Source organism: Agromyces albus, assembly GCF_030815405.1.
GTDB lineage: Bacteria > Actinomycetota > Actinomycetes > Actinomycetales > Microbacteriaceae > Agromyces > Agromyces albus_A.
Genome location: NZ_JAUSWX010000001.1, coordinates 1,083,518 through 1,103,662 on the forward strand (window position 1 = coordinate 1,083,518; position 20,145 = coordinate 1,103,662).

At 71.3% G+C, this 20,145-nt stretch carries 17 protein-coding genes and 1 tRNA gene; 9 read left to right on the top strand and 9 right to left on the bottom strand.

The genetic code is table 11. The features are described 5' to 3' along the window. Positions 1 to 10: 10 nt before the first annotated feature. A complete protein-coding gene (locus QFZ29_RS05015) occupies positions 11 to 865 on the bottom strand; it encodes an arginase family protein (protein ID WP_306893130.1) in 855 nt (284 codons plus the stop codon). A 90-nt stretch (positions 866 to 955) separates the two neighbouring features. On the opposite strand from QFZ29_RS05015, the gene QFZ29_RS05020 reads away from it, so the two are divergent. Continuing rightward, positions 956 to 1,777 carry an NAD-dependent epimerase/dehydratase family protein gene (locus tag QFZ29_RS05020; RefSeq protein ID WP_306893131.1) on the top strand — a complete coding sequence of 274 codons (822 nt, stop codon included), beginning with the start codon at positions 956 to 958 and terminating at the stop codon, positions 1,775 to 1,777. Positions 1,778 to 1,858: 81 nt separating this feature from the next. Here the strand turns inward: QFZ29_RS05020 and QFZ29_RS05025 are convergent, their stop codons facing one another. The 7 genes from QFZ29_RS05025 to QFZ29_RS05055 form a co-directional block, all read right to left on the bottom strand. Beyond that, positions 1,859 to 2,596, bottom strand: coding sequence for a PspA/IM30 family protein (locus QFZ29_RS05025; RefSeq protein ID WP_306893132.1), 738 nt, complete (start codon positions 2,594 to 2,596; stop codon positions 1,859 to 1,861). A gap of 115 nt (positions 2,597 to 2,711) precedes the next feature. Then, a complete protein-coding gene (locus tag QFZ29_RS05030) occupies positions 2,712 to 4,748 on the bottom strand; it encodes a TPM domain-containing protein (protein WP_306893133.1) in 2,037 nt (678 codons plus the stop codon). Positions 4,749 to 4,834: 86 nt separating this feature from the next. After that, positions 4,835 to 5,623: a hypothetical protein gene (locus QFZ29_RS05035; RefSeq protein ID WP_306893134.1), complete on the bottom strand. Its 789-nt coding sequence runs from the start codon at positions 5,621 to 5,623 to the stop codon at positions 4,835 to 4,837. Beyond that, positions 5,610 to 6,143 carry a sigma-70 family RNA polymerase sigma factor gene (locus QFZ29_RS05040; RefSeq protein WP_306893135.1) on the bottom strand — a complete coding sequence of 178 codons (534 nt, stop codon included), beginning with the start codon at positions 6,141 to 6,143 and terminating at the stop codon, positions 5,610 to 5,612. Before QFZ29_RS05040 ends, QFZ29_RS05035 begins: the two co-directional genes overlap by 14 nt. Before the next feature lie 244 nt (positions 6,144 to 6,387). Further along, positions 6,388 to 6,460, bottom strand: a tRNA-Arg gene (locus tag QFZ29_RS05045). Between the two features lie 92 nt (positions 6,461 to 6,552). Continuing rightward, a complete protein-coding gene (locus tag QFZ29_RS05050) occupies positions 6,553 to 7,752 on the bottom strand; it encodes an ROK family transcriptional regulator (protein WP_306893136.1) in 1,200 nt (399 codons plus the stop codon). A gap of 14 nt (positions 7,753 to 7,766) precedes the next feature. Further along, the gene (locus tag QFZ29_RS05055) at positions 7,767 to 8,381 is read right to left on the bottom strand and encodes an iron ABC transporter ATP-binding protein (RefSeq protein WP_306893137.1); all 615 of its coding nucleotides are present in this window, start codon (positions 8,379 to 8,381) and stop codon (positions 7,767 to 7,769) included. A 38-nt stretch (positions 8,382 to 8,419) separates the two neighbouring features. On the opposite strand from QFZ29_RS05055, the gene QFZ29_RS05060 reads away from it, so the two are divergent. From QFZ29_RS05060 to prfA, 8 genes are all read left to right on the top strand, one after another. Then, entirely contained in the window at positions 8,420 to 10,093 is a 1,674-nt protein-coding gene (locus tag QFZ29_RS05060) for an arginine--tRNA ligase (RefSeq protein WP_306893138.1), read from the top strand. Between the two features lie 24 nt (positions 10,094 to 10,117). Then, complete coding sequence (locus tag QFZ29_RS05065) at positions 10,118 to 10,930, top strand: LmeA family phospholipid-binding protein (protein WP_306893139.1); 813 nt, start codon at positions 10,118 to 10,120, stop codon at positions 10,928 to 10,930. 160 nt (positions 10,931 to 11,090) lie between these two features. After that, positions 11,091 to 12,518: a diaminopimelate decarboxylase gene (lysA, locus tag QFZ29_RS05070; protein ID WP_306893140.1), complete on the top strand. Its 1,428-nt coding sequence runs from the start codon at positions 11,091 to 11,093 to the stop codon at positions 12,516 to 12,518. After that, positions 12,515 to 13,822, top strand: a complete 1,308-nt coding sequence (locus tag QFZ29_RS05075; RefSeq protein ID WP_306893141.1) for a homoserine dehydrogenase — start codon at positions 12,515 to 12,517, stop codon at positions 13,820 to 13,822. The genes lysA and QFZ29_RS05075 overlap by 4 nt, the downstream gene beginning before the upstream one ends. Continuing rightward, positions 13,823 to 14,923 (top strand): threonine synthase, encoded by a 1,101-nt coding sequence (thrC, locus tag QFZ29_RS05080; RefSeq protein WP_306893142.1) that lies wholly within the window; start codon positions 13,823 to 13,825, stop codon positions 14,921 to 14,923. Next, complete coding sequence (gene thrB, locus QFZ29_RS05085) at positions 14,920 to 15,894, top strand: homoserine kinase (RefSeq protein ID WP_306893143.1); 975 nt, start codon at positions 14,920 to 14,922, stop codon at positions 15,892 to 15,894. Before thrC ends, thrB begins: the two co-directional genes overlap by 4 nt. Before the next feature lie 265 nt (positions 15,895 to 16,159). Beyond that, positions 16,160 to 18,445, top strand: a complete 2,286-nt coding sequence (gene rho / locus QFZ29_RS05090; protein WP_306893144.1) for a transcription termination factor Rho — start codon at positions 16,160 to 16,162, stop codon at positions 18,443 to 18,445. Between the two features lie 4 nt (positions 18,446 to 18,449). Continuing rightward, positions 18,450 to 19,526 (top strand): peptide chain release factor 1, encoded by a 1,077-nt coding sequence (gene prfA, locus QFZ29_RS05095; RefSeq protein ID WP_306893145.1) that lies wholly within the window; start codon positions 18,450 to 18,452, stop codon positions 19,524 to 19,526. A gap of 39 nt (positions 19,527 to 19,565) precedes the next feature. Here prfA and epsC read toward each other — a convergent pair whose 3' ends face one another. Then, a complete protein-coding gene (gene epsC / locus QFZ29_RS05100) occupies positions 19,566 to 20,144 on the bottom strand; it encodes a serine O-acetyltransferase EpsC (RefSeq protein ID WP_306896605.1) in 579 nt (192 codons plus the stop codon). Position 20,145 lies beyond the last annotated feature (1 nt).

The window sequence follows — 20,145 nt, forward strand, 5'->3', positions numbered from 1 at the left end:
CATCCGCGATTCAGTCGACGTCGGCGCTGACCCCCGACGTGAGCGCGGCGACGAGGCGGAGGATCGTGGGCAGGTCGTCGGTCGCAGCCTCGAGTGAACCGGGTGCGAACCCGGCGATCGCGCCGCCCGCGAGCGGGAATCGCGCCACCACCGCGCGCAGGAGCGCGGTGAGCTCGGGGGAGGCGATGCCGAACGGCATCGGGTACGAGAGGCCCGCGAGCGCGGAGGGGTCGAGCACGTCGAGATCGACGTGGACGAAGACGCGTGACGCGCCGGTCGCCTCGAGGGCGGCGATCACGACGGTCGGGTCGGAGAGGTCTTCCACGGTGAGCACGCTCACGCCGTGCTCGTCGATGAAGCGGCGCTCCTCGTCGTCGATGGCGCGGATGCCGCCGAGCACGAGCCGATCGGGTGGGATGCGCGTCGACTCGTCGAGGGTGAGCCCTTCGGCGCCCTCACCGGTGATCGCGCGCAGGGTCATGCCGCCGAAGCCACCCGAGGGCGACGACTCGGGGGTGTTGAGATCGGGGTGCGCGTCGAGCCAGAGCACCGCGAGATCGCCGCCGGTGCGGGCCGAGGCATGTGCCACTGCCGCGACGGATGACCCGCAGTCGCCGCCGATCGTGATCGCCAGGTCGCTCACGTGACCGAGCGCCCTCGCCGTGAGCTCGCGCACCCGGAGGACGGTGCTGTACCTGAGCACGCCCGTGCCGAGCGCCTCACCGGCTTCGACCGGCACCTCGACGAGCTCCGTGGCAGAAGAGGGAAGGTCGCCCAGGATGGCGATGGCCCCGTCGGCGTGGCTCATGGCACGGACGGAGACGGAACCTTGCCACATGGGCACGACGACGAAAGTAGCGGGCATGACTCCAAGTATCGCGCCGCGCGGAGCCCGTCGGCCAGTGCGCGCGGATTCGGGAGGGCGGCCGTCGGGAGTCGGCGCTAGCGTTGCCGCATGGAGACGAACGCGAGGCGGCTCGGCGATGAGGTCTGGGCCATCACCGGGGCATCCGGGCGAATCGGCACGACCCTGCGCGCGGCCCTCCTGCCAGAGGTGTCCCGGCTCGTGCTCATCGACGTGGTGCCGCCCGAGGGCGTCGCCCCGCGCGAGAGCGCACTCACGGTCGACCTCGCCGATCCGGCGGCACTGCGGTCGGCGCTCACGGGAGTCCACGGCGTCGTGCACCTCGCGGCGGTTCCCGACGAGGCCGACTTCCACGACCTCGTCGAGGCGAACGTCATCGGCACGTGGCACCTGTTCGAGGCCGCCCGGCAGGCGGGCGTGCGGCGCGTCGTGCTCGCGAGCACCGCGCGCGTCGTCGGCATGTACGAGGCGGGGCAGCAGGTCGACGTGACGATGCCGCCGAGGCCCGACGGACTCTATGCCGTGACGAAGGTCGCCGCCGAGCAGATCGGCCGCCTCTACGCGGAGAAGTTCGGCATGGAGGTCGTCGCGCTTCGCATCGGCGGATTCAAGGAGCTGCCCGACGGTGCTCGCGATCTCAGCATCTGGCTGAGTCCGGCCGACGCCGCTCGTGCCTTCCTCGCCGCGATGCGCCACGAGCCGGTCGGGTTCGAGACCGCGTTCGCCACCTCCGACAATCGCGACGGCTGGTTCGACCTCGAGTCCGCACGGCGCCTGGGCTTCGAGCCCGAAGACGATGCAGCTCGGCACCGCGACGAGATTCCGGGCCGGCCTCCGCCCGTCACGAGCGGGCCCATGGGCGGGTCGCTCGCGAGCCCCGAGTTCACGCTCTCGAAGCAGCGCCCGTTCTGATCCGCCGATTCCGCGGCGCTCCGGCAGACGACGGCCGCGCCGCGCGATTCGATCGCACGGCGCGGCCGTCGTGGCATCCGCTCAGTGCGAGATGGCGCCCTGCGGGGGGCCGCCGGCCTTGAGCGCGGCCAGTCGGGCGTCGACCTCGGTGAGCTCGCCGAGGTCGTCGAGCTCGTTGAACTGCGCGTCGAGGCTCGAGGCGGTGAGCTCGGCCTGTCCGCGCACGACCGCCTCCTCACGACGGATCTTGTCCTCGAAGCGGCCGATCTCGCTCGTGGGGTCAAGGATGTCGATCGACTTCACCGCGTCCTGAACCTGGCGCTGCGCTTGGGCGGTCTTCGCACGGGCGACGAGCTCGGAGCGCTTGTTCTGCAGCTGGACGAGCTTCTCCTTCATGCCGTTCAGGCCGCTCTTGAGCTTGTCGACGACCTCGGTCTGCGCGGCGATCTGCGGCTCGGCTGCCCTCGCCTCGTTCTCGGCGGAGATCTGGCGGCTCAGTGCGACCTTCGCGAGGTTGTCGAACTTGTCGGCGCCGGCGGCGTCGCCGGAGCTGCGCAGCTCATCGCCCTTGCGGCTCGCGGCGATGGCCTTGTCGCCCCACTCACGTGCTGCCTCGACGTCTTCACGATGGTCGTCTTCGAGGAGACGCAGGTTTCCGATGGTCTCGGCGATCGCGGCCTCGGCATCGGCGATGCTGTTGGTGAAGTCGCGCACGATCTGGTCCAGCATGAGCTGCGGGTCTTCCGCCTGATCGATGAGGGCGTTGATGTTGGCTCGCAGGAGCTGCGAGATCCGTCCGAAGATGGAGTGCTTTGCCATGGTCGTTCCTTTCGTGGTGGTCGTCGTCTCGTCGTGATCGTCGTCTCGTCGTGTCGGTGTTGCCGGCGTCAGCCCTCGCGCGCCGATCGCGGGCCCGGTCGGCGGGCGGTGGAGGTCAGAATCGGCCTCCACTCCCGCGACGGGAGCGCGTGCCCGAGCCCCCGAAGCTGCCTGGCGACCGGCCGGAACTGCGCCCGCCGCCGCCGAAACCACCTCCGCCGAAACCGCCCCCGCCGAAGCCGCCGCCGCGGCCGCGGCCGCCGCCGCCGAGCACCGAGTCGATGAGGATGCCGCCGAGCACTGCGCCGAAGAGGTCGCCGCCGCTCGAGCTGCGTCCCGCGCCGCCGCCGCCGAGTCCTCCGAATCCGCCGAGGTCTCCCAAGCCGCCCATGCCGCCGCCGAAGCCGCCCACGTCGCGCTGCGCGAGCGACATCGCCTCGCTCGCGAGCCGCTCGGCGCGCTGCGCTGCGACGAGGGCCGCTTCAGGGTGCGCCTGCGCGGCGTCCTCGGCCTCGACGATGAGTCGTCCGGCCTCCGCGAGCCGGGTGCGCGCTTCCGCCCCGACGGCGCCACGCCTCGCGACGAGGTAGTCCTCGGCGGCTTGCACGCGCGCGCGAGCGCTCCCGAGCGAGCGGCCGAGCTGCGCCAGGGCGCGGGCCGCCTGCTCGGCGGCGTCGCGTACCCCCTGGATGGCGGAGTCGATCTCGGCGTCGGCCTGTTCGAGGCGAGCCTGCAGGGCGATCGGGTCGCGACCCGGCTGCGTGACACCTGCTCGCAGCGCGGCCCCCTCGGCGGCGATGCGATCTGCGAGCGCCGCGGCCGCCGGGTCGCCGAGGGCGCGTGCAGCCTGCACGTCGCGGTCGAGTTCGGCGACGCCGGCCGCGACGGCCTGGTCGGCCGCGACGAGGTCGTTGGCGAGCCGCTCGACGGCGTCGGTGAGGAGCTTCGCCTGGTCGACGGCCTCCTCCGCCGCGCGGATGCCGACCGCGGCTCGTGCCGGATCACCCTCGGTGATCGCGGAGCTGGCGGCGGCGAGCGTCTCTCGGGCGAAGCCCATGCGCGACTCGGCCTGGGCGGTGTTGTCGGCGATGGCGGTGAGAGCGGATGCTGCATACTGCGTCTGCAGTGCTGCGAGTCGCTCCGCCGCCGGGGCGATCGCCGACTCGGTGACCGAGGCGGCGGCCGCGACCCTCTCGAGCTCGGCGGGGGCGTTGCGCTCGAGGTCGCGCAATTCGTCGAAGCGCTCGGCCTGCTCGTCGAGGAGCACGTCGGCCTCGCCGGCCAGGCGGATGATGGCGCCGTACCACTCGCGACGTTCGTCGTCGGTGTCGCGCTCCGCATCGTCGAGTCGCTGCTGCAGCGTGAAGGCCTCGGCGAGCTTCTCCTTCGCCCCGTCGAGCGCGGAGCGGAAGCCGTCGGTTGCATCCTCGCCGTAGGAGGCGATCGCGAAGCCGAGCTCCTCCTCGCTCGTCTTCACGGCGTCGTCGGCCTGGACGAGGGCGGTGCCGGCCTGCCGGCGCAACTCCTCGACGGAGAGCTGCGGGGCCTGCTCCGCGCCCTCCTGTGAAGACTGCCGCTTCTTCCGCCGCGAGAGCACGATGGCGATGACCACGACGACGGCCGCGGCGATCACGATGAACCAGAGGAATCCCCAGCCCCCGCCCGCCCCGCCGGATCCGCCGCGCAGCGCCTCGGCCGCCGCAATGGCAGCGCCGGCCCAGTCCTCATCGCGGAGCTCCGGTTCGATGACCTCGAGGCTGATGCGGTCGAGCTCCTCGGCCGAGAGCGACGCGTCGCTCGCCGCGGACAGGTAGTAGGCACGTCCATCGATCGCGACCGCGAGCAGGTAGTCTTCGGCTCCCATGTTGTTGGCGAGCGCCGTCTCGTCGGCCCAGGCGTCGGCGGCAGCGGGGTTCGTGAACTCGTCGACGTAGGCCACGAAGAGCTGCCTGCCGTTGGCATCGGCGGTCTCGTCGATCGCGGCGACGACCTCGTCGGCCTCGCCGCCGAGTGCGCCCACCGAGTCGACGATCGGCGATGCCGAGCCGAACGAGACCGGATCCTCAGCCCACGCGGTGCCGGGGATGCCGGTGGCGATCGCCGCCCCTGCGATGACGGCCAGGAGAACGGAAGCCTTGCGTACGGACCGCATGCACCAGAGCCTTTCCCCCGTCCGAGACGGACGATTCCGAGTCTATGGGGGAGAGCATCAGGTCGTCCACGACCCGATCGGAGTCCTCACTCCACGGTGAGCGGCGCGAGCGGCGCGATGAGGTACTCGGGGGCGCCAGTGCCGTCCGCGACGAACACCACGACGGCCGTCACGCCGTACGTTCCCGGAGTGAGTGGGGGCAGGCCCGGCGGGAACTCCTCAGCGGTTTCCTCAGTGGCCGTGCACGAGACCGCGTCGACGAGTCCTTCGAGCTGGATCGATTCGCCGGGTGCGAGCGCGACTGGAGTCGTCTCGGGCGACACCGCGCCGTTCGAGTGCCAGACGGTGACGCCGTCGTCCGCGATCGTCATGGCCGGAGCGACCCGCACCTCACCCGCGACGGTCGCCGGACCGGGGTTCGTCACCGTGACCCGGGCGCTGCCGACGCCGCCGGTCGGTACCGCCGCAATGGGCTCGACCGCGACGGAGAGGCTGCCGCCCGCGGCATCCGTCGCCTCGGCGACCGGGGCACCGCAGGGATTCACCTCCTCGGGCGGTGCGAGCGAGGCGTCTGACGCGAACCCGTCTGCCGACTCCTCACGCGCTTCCATCGGGGATTCGGCGATGCTCGCCGAGTCGGGGTCGGAGTCGGCGGTTGTCGTGAGCAGACCGGTGCCCTGGAGTCCCATCACGAGGCCGCCCACCGCGAGGAGCGTCGCCGCCGCGCTGCTGGCACCGACGACGGCCGTGCGTCCCGCCCGACGGCGGGCCCGGCTCGCCGTGAGCACCGCGTCGAGGTCGATCGCACGGGGCGCCGCGCCATCCGCCGCTCGCTTGAGCCCGCCTCGGATGCCGTTCGGGTCATCTGCTGACATGATCGCCTCCCGTTCGCGTCGAGCGTTCGCCCGCCGGATCGATTGCCGAGGAGAGCGCGCGCAGTCCGTCGCTCAGGTAGCGCTTCACCGCACCCGAGCTGATGCCGAGCGACTGGGCGACCCGGTCGACGGTGAGGTCGTCGTAGTAGCGCAGCACGATGCAGGCGGCCTGGCGAGGTGCCAGCCCGCGAATGCGCTCGAGCAGGTCGAGTCGCTCATCGCTCGCGGCATCCGCCGGCTCCACCGAGGTGGGAGCCAGCGTGAGATGCCGCACCTTTCGCCAGGTGCCGTCGCGTCTCGAGCGATCGATCACCGCGTTCAGGATGGCGCGGCGCACGTAGGCCTCGGCCCTGGGCAGCGTGAGGCCGAACCTCGGCGTGCCGAAGGTGCGCACAAGCGCGTCCTGCACGAGGTCGGCGGCGTCGTCGACGCTGCCCGTGAGCAGGTAGGCGTAGCGGCTGAGCGCATCGCCGCGCTCGACGACGAGCTTCGTCGCCACCGCATCCCACGACCGGGCCACCCCGACTCCTCCCGACGGCGGCGGATTCCCCCGTCACCTCTTGAGACGAACGAGCGGCCCGTTTCGTTGGGGGAGCGCACGGATCGTCGTCGCCGTCAGCGTAGCGCCGCCGTCGTCGCGGGGTGAGGAAGCGGCGGCGTACCCGGCACGACCGACGCGAAAAAGCCCCGGCTTGTGGCCAGGGCTCTCGTGCCGCGATGGTGACTCCGCTCGATCAGCCGAGCTGATCTCGCGTTGTCAGTTGTGCCCCCGGAGGGATTCGAACCCCCGACCTACGGTACCGGAAACCGGCGCTCTATCCCCTGAGCTACGGAGGCGCACAGCTGAAAAGACTACCACTTCGCGGCGGGGTGCCAGATCGCGCCGGACGCCGCGACGACGCCGCGACCGCGCCGCGACGACGCCCGGCTCAGGTCGCGAGGTCGAGGCGGGCGACCGTGTCGAGCAGCTCTTCCCTCACCTTTCCGGTGAGCAGCAGTTTCGCGCCGTGCAGCACGGGGTCACTGCCGACGCCCGTCGCCACGACCTCTGGCGACCATCGGCTCAGCCGGCGGATGGCGCGCGCGACGTCGTTCGCGAACGCCTCGCCGCCGATGCTCGCCGTGGGGCCCGCGAGCACCACTCGACCGGGGTCGAGCGTGGCGAGCAGCGGAAGGGCAACGTGCGCGACGCGCTCGGCGAGGTCGGCGAAGACGAGATCGCGCACGGCGCTCGCCTCGGGCGCTGCGAGCGCGGCGCGCGTCGCGTGGTATCCGCCGACGTCGAGACCGTGAGACTTGGCGAGGTGTGCCACCGCCCGGCCGCCGACGAGATCCTGCATGCTCCGCGCCGAGGGATCGGCCGCGTTCGCCTCGGCCGAGAGCGGCAGGAACCCGATCTCGCCTGCGCCGCCGAAGCTGCCGCGGTGCAGGTCGCCGGCGACGTCGAACGACGCCCCGATGCCGTTGCCGAGCCAGAGCAGCACGAACACGTCGTTGTCGGCCCCCGCGCCGTACTCGCGCTCGGCGAGCGCGGCGAGGTTCACGTCGTTCTCGATGGCCACGGCGCGGCCGAGCTCGGCCTCGAGGATGGGCCGCAGGCGACGGGCGGGCCAGCCGGGCAATGTCTCGCTGAACAGCTCGCCCGACGGTCCGGGGTCGACGTAGCCCGGAATGCCGATGCACACCGAGTGCACGGCGTCGGGGTCGGTGCCGGCGGCGGCGCTGGCTTCGGCGATCGCCCAGGAGACCTCATCGACGGCCGACCGCTCGGTGGCGTCGCGAGGCAGCGGCAGGCGCACGATCGGCCGGTCTCCGCCCGCCGCGTCGACCACCGTGGCTCGCAACTCGAAGGCGTCGAGGTCGAGCGCGACGCCGAGCGGCCGGTCGGTGCGCGGCGCGTACAGCACGGCCGTGCGACCGGCCGAACCCGAGGTGCGGCCGTGCTCCTCGATGACCCCGGCAGCGAGGAGCCTCGACATCATCTGCGAGGCGGTCGGCTTCGAGACCCCCACGAGTTCGCAGATGCGGTTCCGCGTGAGCGGTCCGTGGTCGAGCAGCACCGACAGGCCGGCACGGTCGTTGACCGCCCCGAGCCACGACGGGGTGCCCGTTGCGGAGTTCGACGGCATGGTGTCGAACCGCCTCAGGCGTCGGGCAGGTTGCCGAGCACCGCGGTCACGAGCAGTTGCGCGTCGCCGGGCTCGAAGAGCGAGGGCGAGTCGATGACGATCCAGTACGGACCGTGGAAGACCTGGGCCGCGCCGCTGCCGCCGGACTGGAGGAAGTAGCCTTCGACGTCGGGCGGCGTGCCATAGGTGGGCACGGGCTTGCTGGCGAGCGCCGCGGCATTCTTGCGAGCGTCGAGGGCCGACGGCGGGGGAGTGGCGACGCCCACCTCGATGACCTCCCCGCTCGTCTGGTTCAGCCATCCGCACGCGGTGCCGGCCTCGTCGACGACTCCCCTGACGCCCTCGGCCGACGGCGCGTACTCGGGGTCGACGCCGAAGTTGGGATTGAAGTCGTAGACGTTCTGCGGCGTGAGCAACGCGTCGCACTCGATCGCGAAGGGAACCGGCGGCTCGGCCGTCTCGGTGGGCACGGGCTCGGTGGCTGCAGGGGTCTCGGATGCCGTGGGCGCTGCCGTGGCGGTGGGCTCTGGTGCCTCCCCGGTGCATCCGCCGAGGAAGACGACGGATGCCGCCGCGATGATCGCGAGGCCGGCAGGGCGGGTGCGGTGGAGGCGGATCGACGGCGGCATGTCACGAACCCTATCAATCGCGCGGGTAGGATTTGCGGGTGACTCCCGCCGAACTCTCGCGTGCCCTCTTCGACCTCGTGACCGCGCTCATCGAGCGTCGTCGCGCGGCCGGTGCCGAGGTCGCGCTCGAGCTCGCACCCGAGGCGGTCACGCTCGAGCGACCGAAGCTCCGCGAGCACGGCGACTGGGCGTCGAGCATCGCACTCCGGGTGGCCAAGCCGCTCGGAGCGAACCCGCGCGAGATCGCCACCGTGCTCGCGGCGGGACTCGCCGACGTCGACGGCGTCGCGAGCACCGAGGTGGCCGGCCCCGGGTTCATCAACATCCGCCTCGACGCGGCCGCGGCCGGCGCCCTCGCGAAGAGGATCGTCGAAGCCGGCGCGGCATACGGGCACAGCGACACGCTCGCGGGCAGCCGCATCAACCTCGAGTTCGTCTCGGCGAACCCCACCGGGCCGCTGCACATCGGCCACACCCGCTGGGCCGCGCTCGGCGACTCGATCGGTCGAGTCCTCCGCGCCGCGGGCGCCGAGGTGGCGAACGAGTACTACATCAACGACGCGGGCAACCAGATGGACACGTTCGGCCTGTCGGTGCTCGCCGCCGCCAAGGGTGAGCCCACTCCCGAGGGCGGCTACCCGGGCAGCTACATCGCCGACCTCGCCACGCGCGTGCTCGAGCGAGAGCCGAACCTGCTCTCGCTCGCCGATGACGTCGCCCTGCACACGGCCACCGAGATCGCCTACGAGCTGCAGCTCGGCGAGATCCGCGACTCCCTCGCACGATTCAACGTGCACTTCGACGTGTGGACGAGCGAACGCCGACTGCACGCGAAGAGCGACGACGGGCTCTCCGATGTCGACACCGCCGTCGAGCGACTTCGCGCCCAAGGACACGTCTTCGACGACGATGATGCGGTGTGGGTGCGCACGACCGACTTCGGCGACGACAAAGATCGCGTCATACGCCGCGGCAACGGCATCTACACCTACTTCGCCGCGGATGCCGCGTACTACCTCGACAAGGGCGATCGCGGCTTCGCGCACAAGATCTACCTGCTCGGCGCCGACCACCACGGATACGTGCACCGCCTGAAGGCGCTCGCGGGGGCCGCCGGCGACGACCCGCAGCGCGACATCGAGGTGCTCATCGGCCAGCTCGTGAGCATCAACGGCGCGAAGCTCTCCAAGCGCGCGGGCAACATCATCGAACTCGACGACCTGCAGGCGTGGCTCGGCACCGACGCGCTGCGCTACACGCTCGCGCGCTATCCGGCCGACTCGCCGCTCACGATCGATCCCGAGATCCTCCGCCGCCGCACGAACGACAATCCCGTCTTCTACGTGCAGTACGCGCACGCCCGCACGTGCGCGGTCGACCGGAATGCGGCATCCGTCGGCCTCGACCGCTCGTCGTTCGCCCCAGAGCTGCTCACCCACGAGACCGAGTCGGCGTTGCTCGGCGCGCTGCAGGAGTTCCCGCGCATCGTCGCCCAGGCGGCTGAGCTGCGCGAACCCCATCGCGTCGCGCGGTACATCGAGGAGCTCGCCGGCCTCTACCACCGCTGGTACGACAACTGCCGCGTGCTGCCCCTCGGCGACGAGCCGATCGGCGACCTGCACCGCACCCGGCTCTGGCTGAACGACGCGACGGGCCAGGTGATCCGCAACGGCCTCGAGCTGCTCGGCGTCTCGGCGCCCGAGCGGATGTAACGCACCTCGAACACGGGAGCCACCATGTCGGAACGCGACGACGGCCGGCCGGCCGAGGTGTTCGCACCGGCGGCAGCGCCCGCCGCCAGGCGCCGCCGCCCGCGCAGGCGTGCCGGGTGCGGAATCGCGATCGTCGTGTTCCTGATCGTGGTCGTCGCCCTCCTCGTGGTCGCCGACGTGATCACGCGCAACATCACCGAGCAGCGCACGCGCGAGCAGATCCAGGCAAGCCTTCCCGCCGGCGTCGAAGGCGAGGTCGACGTGTCGATAGGAGGCTTCTCGATGATCGCGCAGCTCCTCGCGGGCACCATCGACCACGTCGAGCTCAGCGCCCCGCAGCTCCTCGTCGAGGGGGTGCCGCTCGACGTCGACGTCGTCGCCGAAGGCGTCCCCATCGACCTCGCGGCGCCCGTCGCGAAGGTCGACGCCACGATCGAGATCGGCCAGGACGCCGTCAACCGGCTCGTCACGGTGCCCGGGGTCGACGGGGGCCTCACGTTCGGCGAGGGCACGATCGGCTACGAGGGCACGACCGACCTGCTCGGCGTCACCGTCGACTACTCGGTCGCCGCGAAGCCGACCGCCGCGGGCGACTCGGTGCTGCTCGAGCCGGTCGACGTCACGGTCGGAACCGGTGGCGCCGCGATCGATGTCTCGGAGCTGGTCACCAGGCTCGTCGGCGACGACCCGCTCGACGTCTGCGTCGCGCAGTACCTGCCCGAGGGAGTCGACGTGTCGAGCATCACGGTCGCGCCCGGCACCGCGCACATCGAACTCGACGCGCAGCGGATCACGCTCGACCGGGCGAGCCTCGAGCAGACCGGCCGCTGCGACTGACGCGACGAGCGCGGCGACAACCCGATTCGGCCGCTCAACGCGCCCTCGATAGACTCACCCGTGTTCCGCGCGAGCGGAATCGCAGCAGGCTTCAGGAACCAATCCGGGTTCGCTCGCCGCGAGCGACCCGTCGATACGCCCGTCCCGTGAGGTTTCCACCGTGGCTACCACCGCCCCTGTCCCCGGATGGCTCCGCGTGCCCGCCGATGCCAACGCGCTCGCGCCGCTCGTGTGGCCGTCGAGTGCGGTGCGCGACGACGCCGGGCGCATCGTGATCGCGGGCCGCGACGCGGAGTCCCTCGCGGCCGAGTACGGCACGCCGCTCTACGTCGTCGACGAGGCCGATGCCCGGGCTCGCGCGGCGCGCATCCGCGCGGCGTTCGAGGCCGCCGCGGCATCCGTCGGCACGACTGTGACGATCTATTACGCGGGCAAGGCGTTCCTCTCGGGCGCGATCGTGCGCTGGGTGACCGACGAGGGGCTCGCGGTCGACGTGTGCACCGGGGGCGAGCTCGCCGTCGCGCTCGCGGCCGGCGCCGATCCCGCGCAGCTGGGCTTCCACGGCAACAACAAGTCGCTCGTCGAGATCGACCGGGCGGTCGTCGCCGGCGTCGGCGCGATCATCATCGACAGTGAGATCGAGATCGAGCGGGTGGCGGATGCCGCGGCGCGCGCCGGCCGGGTCCAGCCCGTGCGGCTCCGGGTGAACAGCGGCGTGCACGCCTCGACCCACGAGTTCCTCGCGACCGCGCACGAAGACCAGAAGTTCGGCGTCTCGCTCGAGCGGGCCGTCGAGCTCGGCACGCGCATCCGTTCGCACCCCTCGCTCGACCTCCTCGGCCTGCACTGCCACATCGGCTCCCAGATCTTCGACTCCGCGGGGTTCGCCGAGTCGGCCGAACGGCTGCTCGCGGCGCACGCCGAGCTCGCGCGGATCGCTCCCGTGCCCGAGCTGAACCTCGGCGGCGGCTTCGGCATCGCCTACACCTCGGCCGACGAGCCGACGCCGATCGAGGAGATCGCCCGGGGCATCGCGAACGCCGTCGCCGACGGATGCCGCGCCGCGGGCGTGCCCGTGCCGAAGCTCGCCTTCGAGCCCGGTCGCTCCATCATCGGCCCCGCGGGCATCACCCTCTACTCGGTCGGCACCGTGAAGCCCGTGCCGATCGACGGCGGCACGCGCCACTACGTCTCGGTCGACGGCGGCATGAGCGACAACGCCCGCACGGCCCTGTATGGTGCCGACTACTCCGCCCGCATCGCCTCCCGCACTTCGGCTGCAGAGCCCGCGCTCGCACGTGTCGCCGGCAAGCACTGCGAGTCCGGCGACATCATCGTCGACGCCGAGTACCTGCCGGCGGATGTCGCACCGGGCGACCTGCTCGCCGTCGCCGCGACCGGCGCGTACTGCTGGTCGCTCGCGTCGAACTACAACCACGTGCCGCGGCCCCCCGTGATCGCCGTCCGCGACGGGGTCGCCCGCGTGATCGTGCGCGGCGAGACCGAGGCCGACCTGCTCGCCCGAGACGCGGGCCTCGCGGCATCCGGACACGAGAGCCAAGCCGGCTCCGAAGGGAATCCTGCATGATCGAGTACCGCTCCATCCGCGTCGGCCTGCTCGGGGCGGGATCGGTGGGCTCGCAGGTCGCCCGACTGCTGCTCGAGCACTCCGACGAGCTCGCGCAGCGCAGCGGTGCGCGAATCGAGCTCGTGGGCATCGCCGTGCGCGACCTCGAGGCGAAGCGAGACAGCCCGCTGCCGCGCGAACTCTTCACGACCGATGCCGAGAGCCTCATCCTCGGCTCCGACATCGTCATCGAGCTCATGGGCGGCATCGAGCCGGCGCGCACGCTCGTGCTGAGCGCCATCTCGTCGGGCGCCGACGTCGTCACGGGCAACAAGGCGCTCCTCGCCCTGCACGGGCCCGAGCTCTTCGCGGCGGCCGAGCAGGTCGGCGCGCAGCTCTCCTACGAGGCCGCCGTCGCAGGCGCGATCCCGATCATCCGGCCGCTGCGCGACAGCCTCGCGGGCGATCGGGTCGAGCGCATCCTCGGCATCGTCAACGGCACGACGAACTTCATCCTCGATCGCATGGACACGACCGGCGCGAGCCTCGAAGACGCCCTCGCGACCGCCACCGAGCTCGGCTATGCCGAGGCCGACCCCACCGCCGACATCGGCGGCTACGATGCCGCGCAGAAGGCCGCGATCCTCGCGAGCCTCGCCTTCCACACGAGCGTTCCGGTCGAGGCCGTGCACCGCGAGGGCATCACGGGCGTCACCGCCGAGCAGGTCGAGTCAGCCAAGCGCGCTGGCTTCGTCGTGAAGCTCCTCGCGATCTGCGAGCGGCTCGTCGACCCCGAGACGGGTGAGGAGGGCGTGTCGGCGCGCGTCTATCCGGCACTCGTGCCCCGGATCCATCCGCTCGCCGCCGTGCACGGGGCGAACAACGCCGTGTTCGTCGAAGCCGCCGCAGCCGGCCCGCTGATGTTCTACGGCGCCGGCGCCGGGGGAGTGCAGACCGCCTCCGCGGTGCTCGGCGACCTCGTGGCGATCGCGCGGCGCCACGTCATCGGCGGCCCCGGCACGGCCGAGTCAACCCACGCCGAGATGCCCGTGCTCGACATCGGGCGCATCACGACGCGCTACGCGATCACCCTCGAGGTCGTCGACGAGCCGGGCGTGCTCGCGACGATCGCGCACGTCTTCGCCGACCACGGAGTGTCGGTCGAGCAGCTCCAGCAGACGGTGAGCGACGACTCCCAGCGGGCTACGCTGGTCATCGGGACGCATGAGGCGAAGGAGTCCGCGCTCGCCGAGACCGTCGCCGCCCTCGCCCAGAGTCCCGTCGTCGCATCCGTGGCATCCGTTCTCCGAGTCGAAGGAACGTAAGTGAACAACCCCATCGCCCCCAAGGCTGATTCGCGTCAATGGCGCGGCGTGATCCGCGAGTACGCCGATCGCCTCGACGTGACGGATGCCACGCCCGTCGTCACCCTCGGTGAAGGCGGAACTCCGCTCCTGCCCGCCCCGGCGCTCTCGCACCGCACGGGCGCCGACGTGTGGGTGAAGTTCGAGGGAATGAACCCCACGGGCTCCTTCAAGGACCGCGGCATGACCATGGCCGTGACGAAGGCCGTCGAGCGCGGCGCCAAGGTCGTCATCTGCGCGTCGACCGGCAACACCTCGGCCTCGGCCGCGGCGTACGCGACGCACGCGGGCATCTCCGCCGCCGTGCTCGTGCCCGAGGGCAAGATCGCCCTCGGCAAACTCAGCCAGGCGATCGCGCACAACGCGAACCTCATCCAGGTGCAGGGCAACTTCGACGACTGCCTCGACATTGCACGCGACCTCGCCGAGAACTACCCCGTGCACCTCGTCAACTCGGTCAACAACGACCGCATCGAGGGCCAGAAGACGGCCGCGTTCGAGGTCGTCGAGGTGCTCGGCGACGCGCCCGACTTCCACTTCATCCCCGTCGGCAACGCGGGCAACTACACGGCGTACACGCGCGGCTACCGTGAGGACATCGCCGCCGGCAACGCCACGCGGCTGCCGCGAATGTTCGGCTTCCAGGCATCCGGCTCCGCGCCGATCGTGCGCGGCGAGGTCGTTCGCGATCCCGACACGATCGCGAGCGCGATCCGCATCGGCAATCCGGCGTCGTGGGAGCTCGCCCTCGAGGCACGCGACGAGTCCGACGGTTACTTCGGCGCCATCGACGATGACAAGATCCTCGAGGCGCAGCGCATCCTCTCGGCCGAGGTCGGCATCTTCGTCGAGCCCGCGTCGGCCATCAGCGTCGCAGGGCTGCTCGAGCGCTCGGCCGCCGGCGTCGTCCCCGCGGGTGCGCGCGTCGTGCTCACCGTGACCGGCCACGGCCTGAAAGACCCGCAGTGGGCGCTTCGCACGGCCGATGGCTCCGATGTGCAGCCGACGATCGTGCCCGTCGACACCGCGGCCGTCGCCGCAGTGCTCGGACTCGCGTCATGACCAGCGCGGCCGCTGCGCCCGCCGCGGACGTGCGCCCAGACCTCACGGGTCGTCGCGTGCACGTGAAGGTGCCGGCCACCTCGGCCAACCTCGGGCCGGGCTTCGACACGCTGGGCCTCGCACTCGCTCGTTACGACGACCTCGAGGTGTCGGTTCCGACGGCATCGACTGGGCAGGATGGCCCGGGGCTCGACATCGAGGTGCACGGCGTGGGTGCCGGCGAGGTGCCGCTCGACGCGTCGCACCTCGTGGTGCGCGCGATCGCGCACACGTTCGCCCGCGCCGGCGTCGAGCTGCCGCCGCTCAAGCTCGTGGCGCACAACAGCATCCCCCATGGCCGCGGACTCGGTTCGTCGGGCGCCGCGATCGTAGCGGGCGTGATCGCCGCGAAGGGGCTCCTCGAGGGAATCGTGGAGTTCGATCCCGACGAGTTGCTCGCCCTCGCGACCGAGCTCGAGGGGCACCCCGACAACGTCGCGCCGGCGCTCTTCGGCGGGCTCACGATTGCGTGGGTCACTCCCGAGGGGCCACGACACAAGAAGCTCATCGTGCACCGCGGCGTCTCGCCGCTCGTGCTCGTGCCCGAGCACGAGATGTCGACGGCCCTCGCGCGGTCGCTGCAGCCTGAGTCGGTGCCGCACGAAGACGCGGTGTTCAACGTCTCGCGCTCCGCCCTGCTCATCGCGGCCCTCATCCAGAGCCCCGAGCTGCTCCTGCAGGCCACGGAAGACAAGCTGCACCAGCACTACCGCGCACAGGCGATGCCCGAGACCGACCGGCTCATCCGGGCGCTCCGCGCGGCGGGGCATCCTGCGGTCGTCTCGGGAGCGGGCCCCTCGATCCTCGTGCTCGCGAGCGACCCGAGCGCGCGCGCCGAGGCGATCAGGCTCGTCGAGGCGTCGGCCGACACCGTGTGGCAGGCCCTGCCGCTCGCGGTCGACTTCATGGGCGCGACGGTCCAGCCCGCCTAGCGTGCCGTCGCGCGCGGCGACCGCCCTGGGGCATCCGTTCCCGAGAGGCGTGTCGGCTGTCCGGACCAAGGATTCGGTGATGCTAGACTGAATCCGCACCCGGCAGGCAACGCACTGTTCGCGTTCCCGGCCGCATCGTGCAATTCCCGGCAATCTATTGCTTTCGCTCTCGCGCACGTCTGCGCCACCGCGCTTCGACATCGCTCGTGCCAGCGATCAGCTCTCCTGGGTCGCAACTCTGCGACAGGGGAAAGGAACATACCCAGTGACCAACGGAACCCACCACGCCGAGAGCGTGGCCAACCGCACCCGCCTGAGCACCCTCAAGGTCCCCGAGCTCCAGGAGCTCGCCCTCACGCTCGGCATCGCGGGTGCTTCGAAGCGCCGAAAAGGAGAACTCGTGGAGTTGATCTCCGCCCACCAGGAGGGGTCGACCGGCGAAGCTCCGGTCGTCGAGCCTGACGAGACCGCGGCTCCCGCCGCCGACGCCGAGTCGTCCATCGAAACGCCTTTTGAGACGCCTGCCGAGGCGGAGACCGCCGCGGCGGTCGAGTCCTCGACCATCGTCGAGTCCTTCCGAGGCGAGGCTCCGAGCGAGCAGGCCGAAGACCCGTCGACCGATGGCGCCGACACGACCGAGGGCGCGAGCGAAGCGCTCGCCGCCGCAGTCACCGTCACCCGTCCTGCACGTCGGCAGCCGCGACGCGCCACGAGCGCGACCACGGCCACGGCCGCGACGCAGCACGTGAACGGCGGCGACACCGGACTCGGCCTCGTGCCGGCTGATGTCGACGCCCGCGAGGCGGCCCGCGCGGCCGTGCGAGAGGAGCTCGCCGCGGCAACCGGCGAGGGCGCACGCAGCCCTCAGCCCGCCGAGGGCGACGACGAGGCGGCATCCGCCGAAGAGCCGCGCCAGGGCCGCAACCGCAACCGTGGCCGCCGAGGCGGCGAGCGTGGCGACCGTGCTGAGCGCACCGAGCGCACCGAGCGCGGCGACGACGCACAGAAGACCGAGAGCCGCCAGCAGCCCCGCCAGAACGGCGACCGTGACGAGCGCGGCGAGCGCCAGAACGGCGAGCGCGGCGACCGTGGCGACCGCCAGAACGCCGGCCAGGCCGAGCAGGGCCGCAGGGCCGACGAGGGCGCCAAGGCCGATACCGCCCGCCAGGTCGACGTCGACAACGGCAAGCAGCAGAACGACGGCGCACGCGGCCAGCAGGGCCGTGGCCAGCAGGAGCGTGGCCAGCAGGAGCGCGAGCGCGGCCAGCAGGACCAGCTGCAGGAGGGCGAGGGCGGTCGTCGCAATCGCTACCGCGACCGCAAGCGTCGCGGCCAGGGCGGCGGCGACGAGCTCGAGCCCGAGATCCTCGACGACGACGTGCTGATCCCGATCGCCGGCATCCTCGATGTGCTCGACAACTACGCGTTCGTGCGCACGACCGGCTACCTCCCGGGACCGAGCGACGTCTACGTCTCGCTCGGCCAGGTGAAGAAGTACAACCTGCGCAAGGGCGACGCCGTCGTCGGCTCCATCAAGCAGCCGCGTGACGGCGAGTCGAACAGCCGCCAGAAGTACAACGCCCTGGTCAAGGTCGACTCCGTGAACGGGCAGACGCCCGAGGAGTCGGCGGCGCGCGTCGACTTCCAGAAGCTCACGCCGCTCTACCCGCAGGAGCGCCTGCGGCTCGAGACCGAGCCCACGAAGCTCACGCAGCGCATCATCGACCTCGTCGCCCCGATCGGCAAGGGCCAGCGCGGCCTCATCGTCGCGCCGCCCAAGGCCGGCAAGACGATCGTGCTGCAGCAGATCGCCAACGCCATCTCGACGAACAACCCCGAGGTCCACCTCATGGTCGTGCTCGTCGACGAGCGCCCCGAAGAGGTCACCGACATGCAGCGCACGGTGAAGGGCGAGGTCATCGCCTCGACCTTCGACCGTCCCGCCGAAGACCACACGACGGTCGCCGAGCTCGCCATCGAGCGCGCGAAGCGGCTCGTCGAGCTCGGTCACGACGTCGTCGTGCTGCTCGACTCGATCACCCGGCTCGGGCGTGCGTACAACCTCGCCGCGCCGGCATCCGGTCGCATCCTCTCCGGCGGCGTCGACGCCTCGGCGCTCTACCCGCCGAAGCGGTTCTTCGGGGCGGCGCGCAACATCGAGAACGGCGGATCGCTCACCATCCTCGCCACCGCGCTCGTCGAGACCGGTTCGAAGATGGACGAGGTGATCTTCGAGGAGTTCAAGGGCACCGGCAACTCCGAGCTCCGGCTCTCGCGCCAGCTCGCCGACAAGCGCATCTTCCCGGCCGTCGACGTGAACGCCTCGTCGACGCGTCGTGAGGAGATGCTGCTCTCGCCCGACGAGGTGAAGATCACCTGGAAGCTCCGACGCGCCCTCGCGGGCCTCGACCCGCAGCCGGCGCTCGAGGCCGTGCTGGGTCGCCTGAAGGAGACCCAGTCGAACGTCGAGTTCCTGATGCTCATGCAGAAGTCGATGCCCGTCGCGGGCGGCACGGCGGCCTCGCACGGGCACGAGATCGACCACCGGTAAGGCTGTGTTCGAGTCCGTCAGCAACCTCCTCGCCGAGCATGCGCAGCTCCAGGAGGAGCTCGCCGACCCTGCGCTCCATGCCGACGCAGCGCGCGCGAAGAAGGTCAATCGGCGTTATGCCGAGCTGAGCCGGATCGTCCACGCGCACACGACGTGGCTCGAGGCGCAAGACGACCTCGCCGCCGCGCGTGAGCTCGCCAAAGACGACACCGCCTTCGCCGAGGAGGTGCCCGCGCTCGAGGAGGCGCTCGCCACGGCGCAGGAGCGCCTGCGGCGGCTGCTCATTCCGCGCGACCCCGACGACGGACGCGACGTGATCATGGAGATCAAGGGCGGCGAGGGGGGCGCGGAGAGCGCCCTCTTCGCGGGCGATCTCCTGCGCATGTACATGCAGTACGCGCAGGCCAAGGGCTGGAAGGTCGAGCTCCTCGACCAGAACGAGTCCGACCTCGGGGGCTACAAAGACGTGCAGGTCGCGATCAAGTCGAACGCGACCGACCCGTCGCAGGGCGTGTGGGCGCACCTCAAGTACGAGGGCGGCGTGCACCGCGTGCAACGCGTGCCCGTCACCGAGACGCAGGGCCGCATCCACACCTCCACGACGGGCGTGCTCGTCTTCCCCGAGGTCGACGAGCCCGAAGAGGTCGCCATCAGCCAGAACGACCTGAAGATCGACGTCTATCGTTCGTCGGGTCCCGGCGGTCAGTCGGTGAACACCACCGACTCCGCGGTGCGCATCACCCACCTCCCGACCGGCATCGTCGTGTCGATGCAGAACGAGAAGTCTCAGCTGCAGAACCGTGAGGCGGCGATGCGAGTGCTTCGCGCCCGCATCCTCGCCCGCCAGCAGGAGGAGCTCGCGGCTGCGGCATCCGATGCCCGCAAGTCGCAGATCCGCTCGATGGACCGCTCCGAGCGCATCCGCACCTACAACTTCCCCGAGAATCGCGTCGCCGACCACCGCACCGGCTACAAGGCCTACAACCTCGACGCCGTCATGAACGGCGCGCTCGATCCGATCGTCGAGTCGGCCATCCAGGCCGACGAAGAGGCGCAGCTCGCCAACCTCGGCGACGAGTAGCCGCGAGCGGATGCCGCGGCATCCGCTCGCGCCTTCATCTCAGATGTGCCAGTCGTGCACGCCGCGGGCGGCGTCGGCCGTCTCGTGCGAGAGCGGCTTGACCGTCGCGGGAATGCCGACGATGAGCGAGTGCGAGGGAGCGTCCTTCGTCACGACGGCGTTCGCACCGATCGCACTCCACGCTCCGATCGTGACGGGGCCGAGCACCTTCGCGCCCGCCCCGACGGTGACGCCGTCTTCGAGCGTCGGATGCCGCTTGGCGCCGCGCCCGGCGCCGCGCCGCGCCTTCCCGCCGAGAGTGACCCCGTGGTAGAGCATGACGTCGTCGCCGAGCACTGCCGTCTCGCCGATCACGACACCCATGCCGTGGTCGATGAAGAAGCGCCGGCCGATGGTCGCGCCCGGGTGGATCTCGACGCCCGTGAGGAATCGCACCAGTTGCGACAGGATCCGAGCGGGCAGGAAGAGTCCGCTCACCCAGAGCCGGTGCGCGACGCGATGACCCCAGATCGCATGCAACCCCGAGTAGGCGAGGAACACCTCGAGCGATCCGCGTGAGGCGGGATCGTGGGCGCGTGCGGTCGAGATGTCTTCACGAAGCTTGGCGAGGAGTCCCACC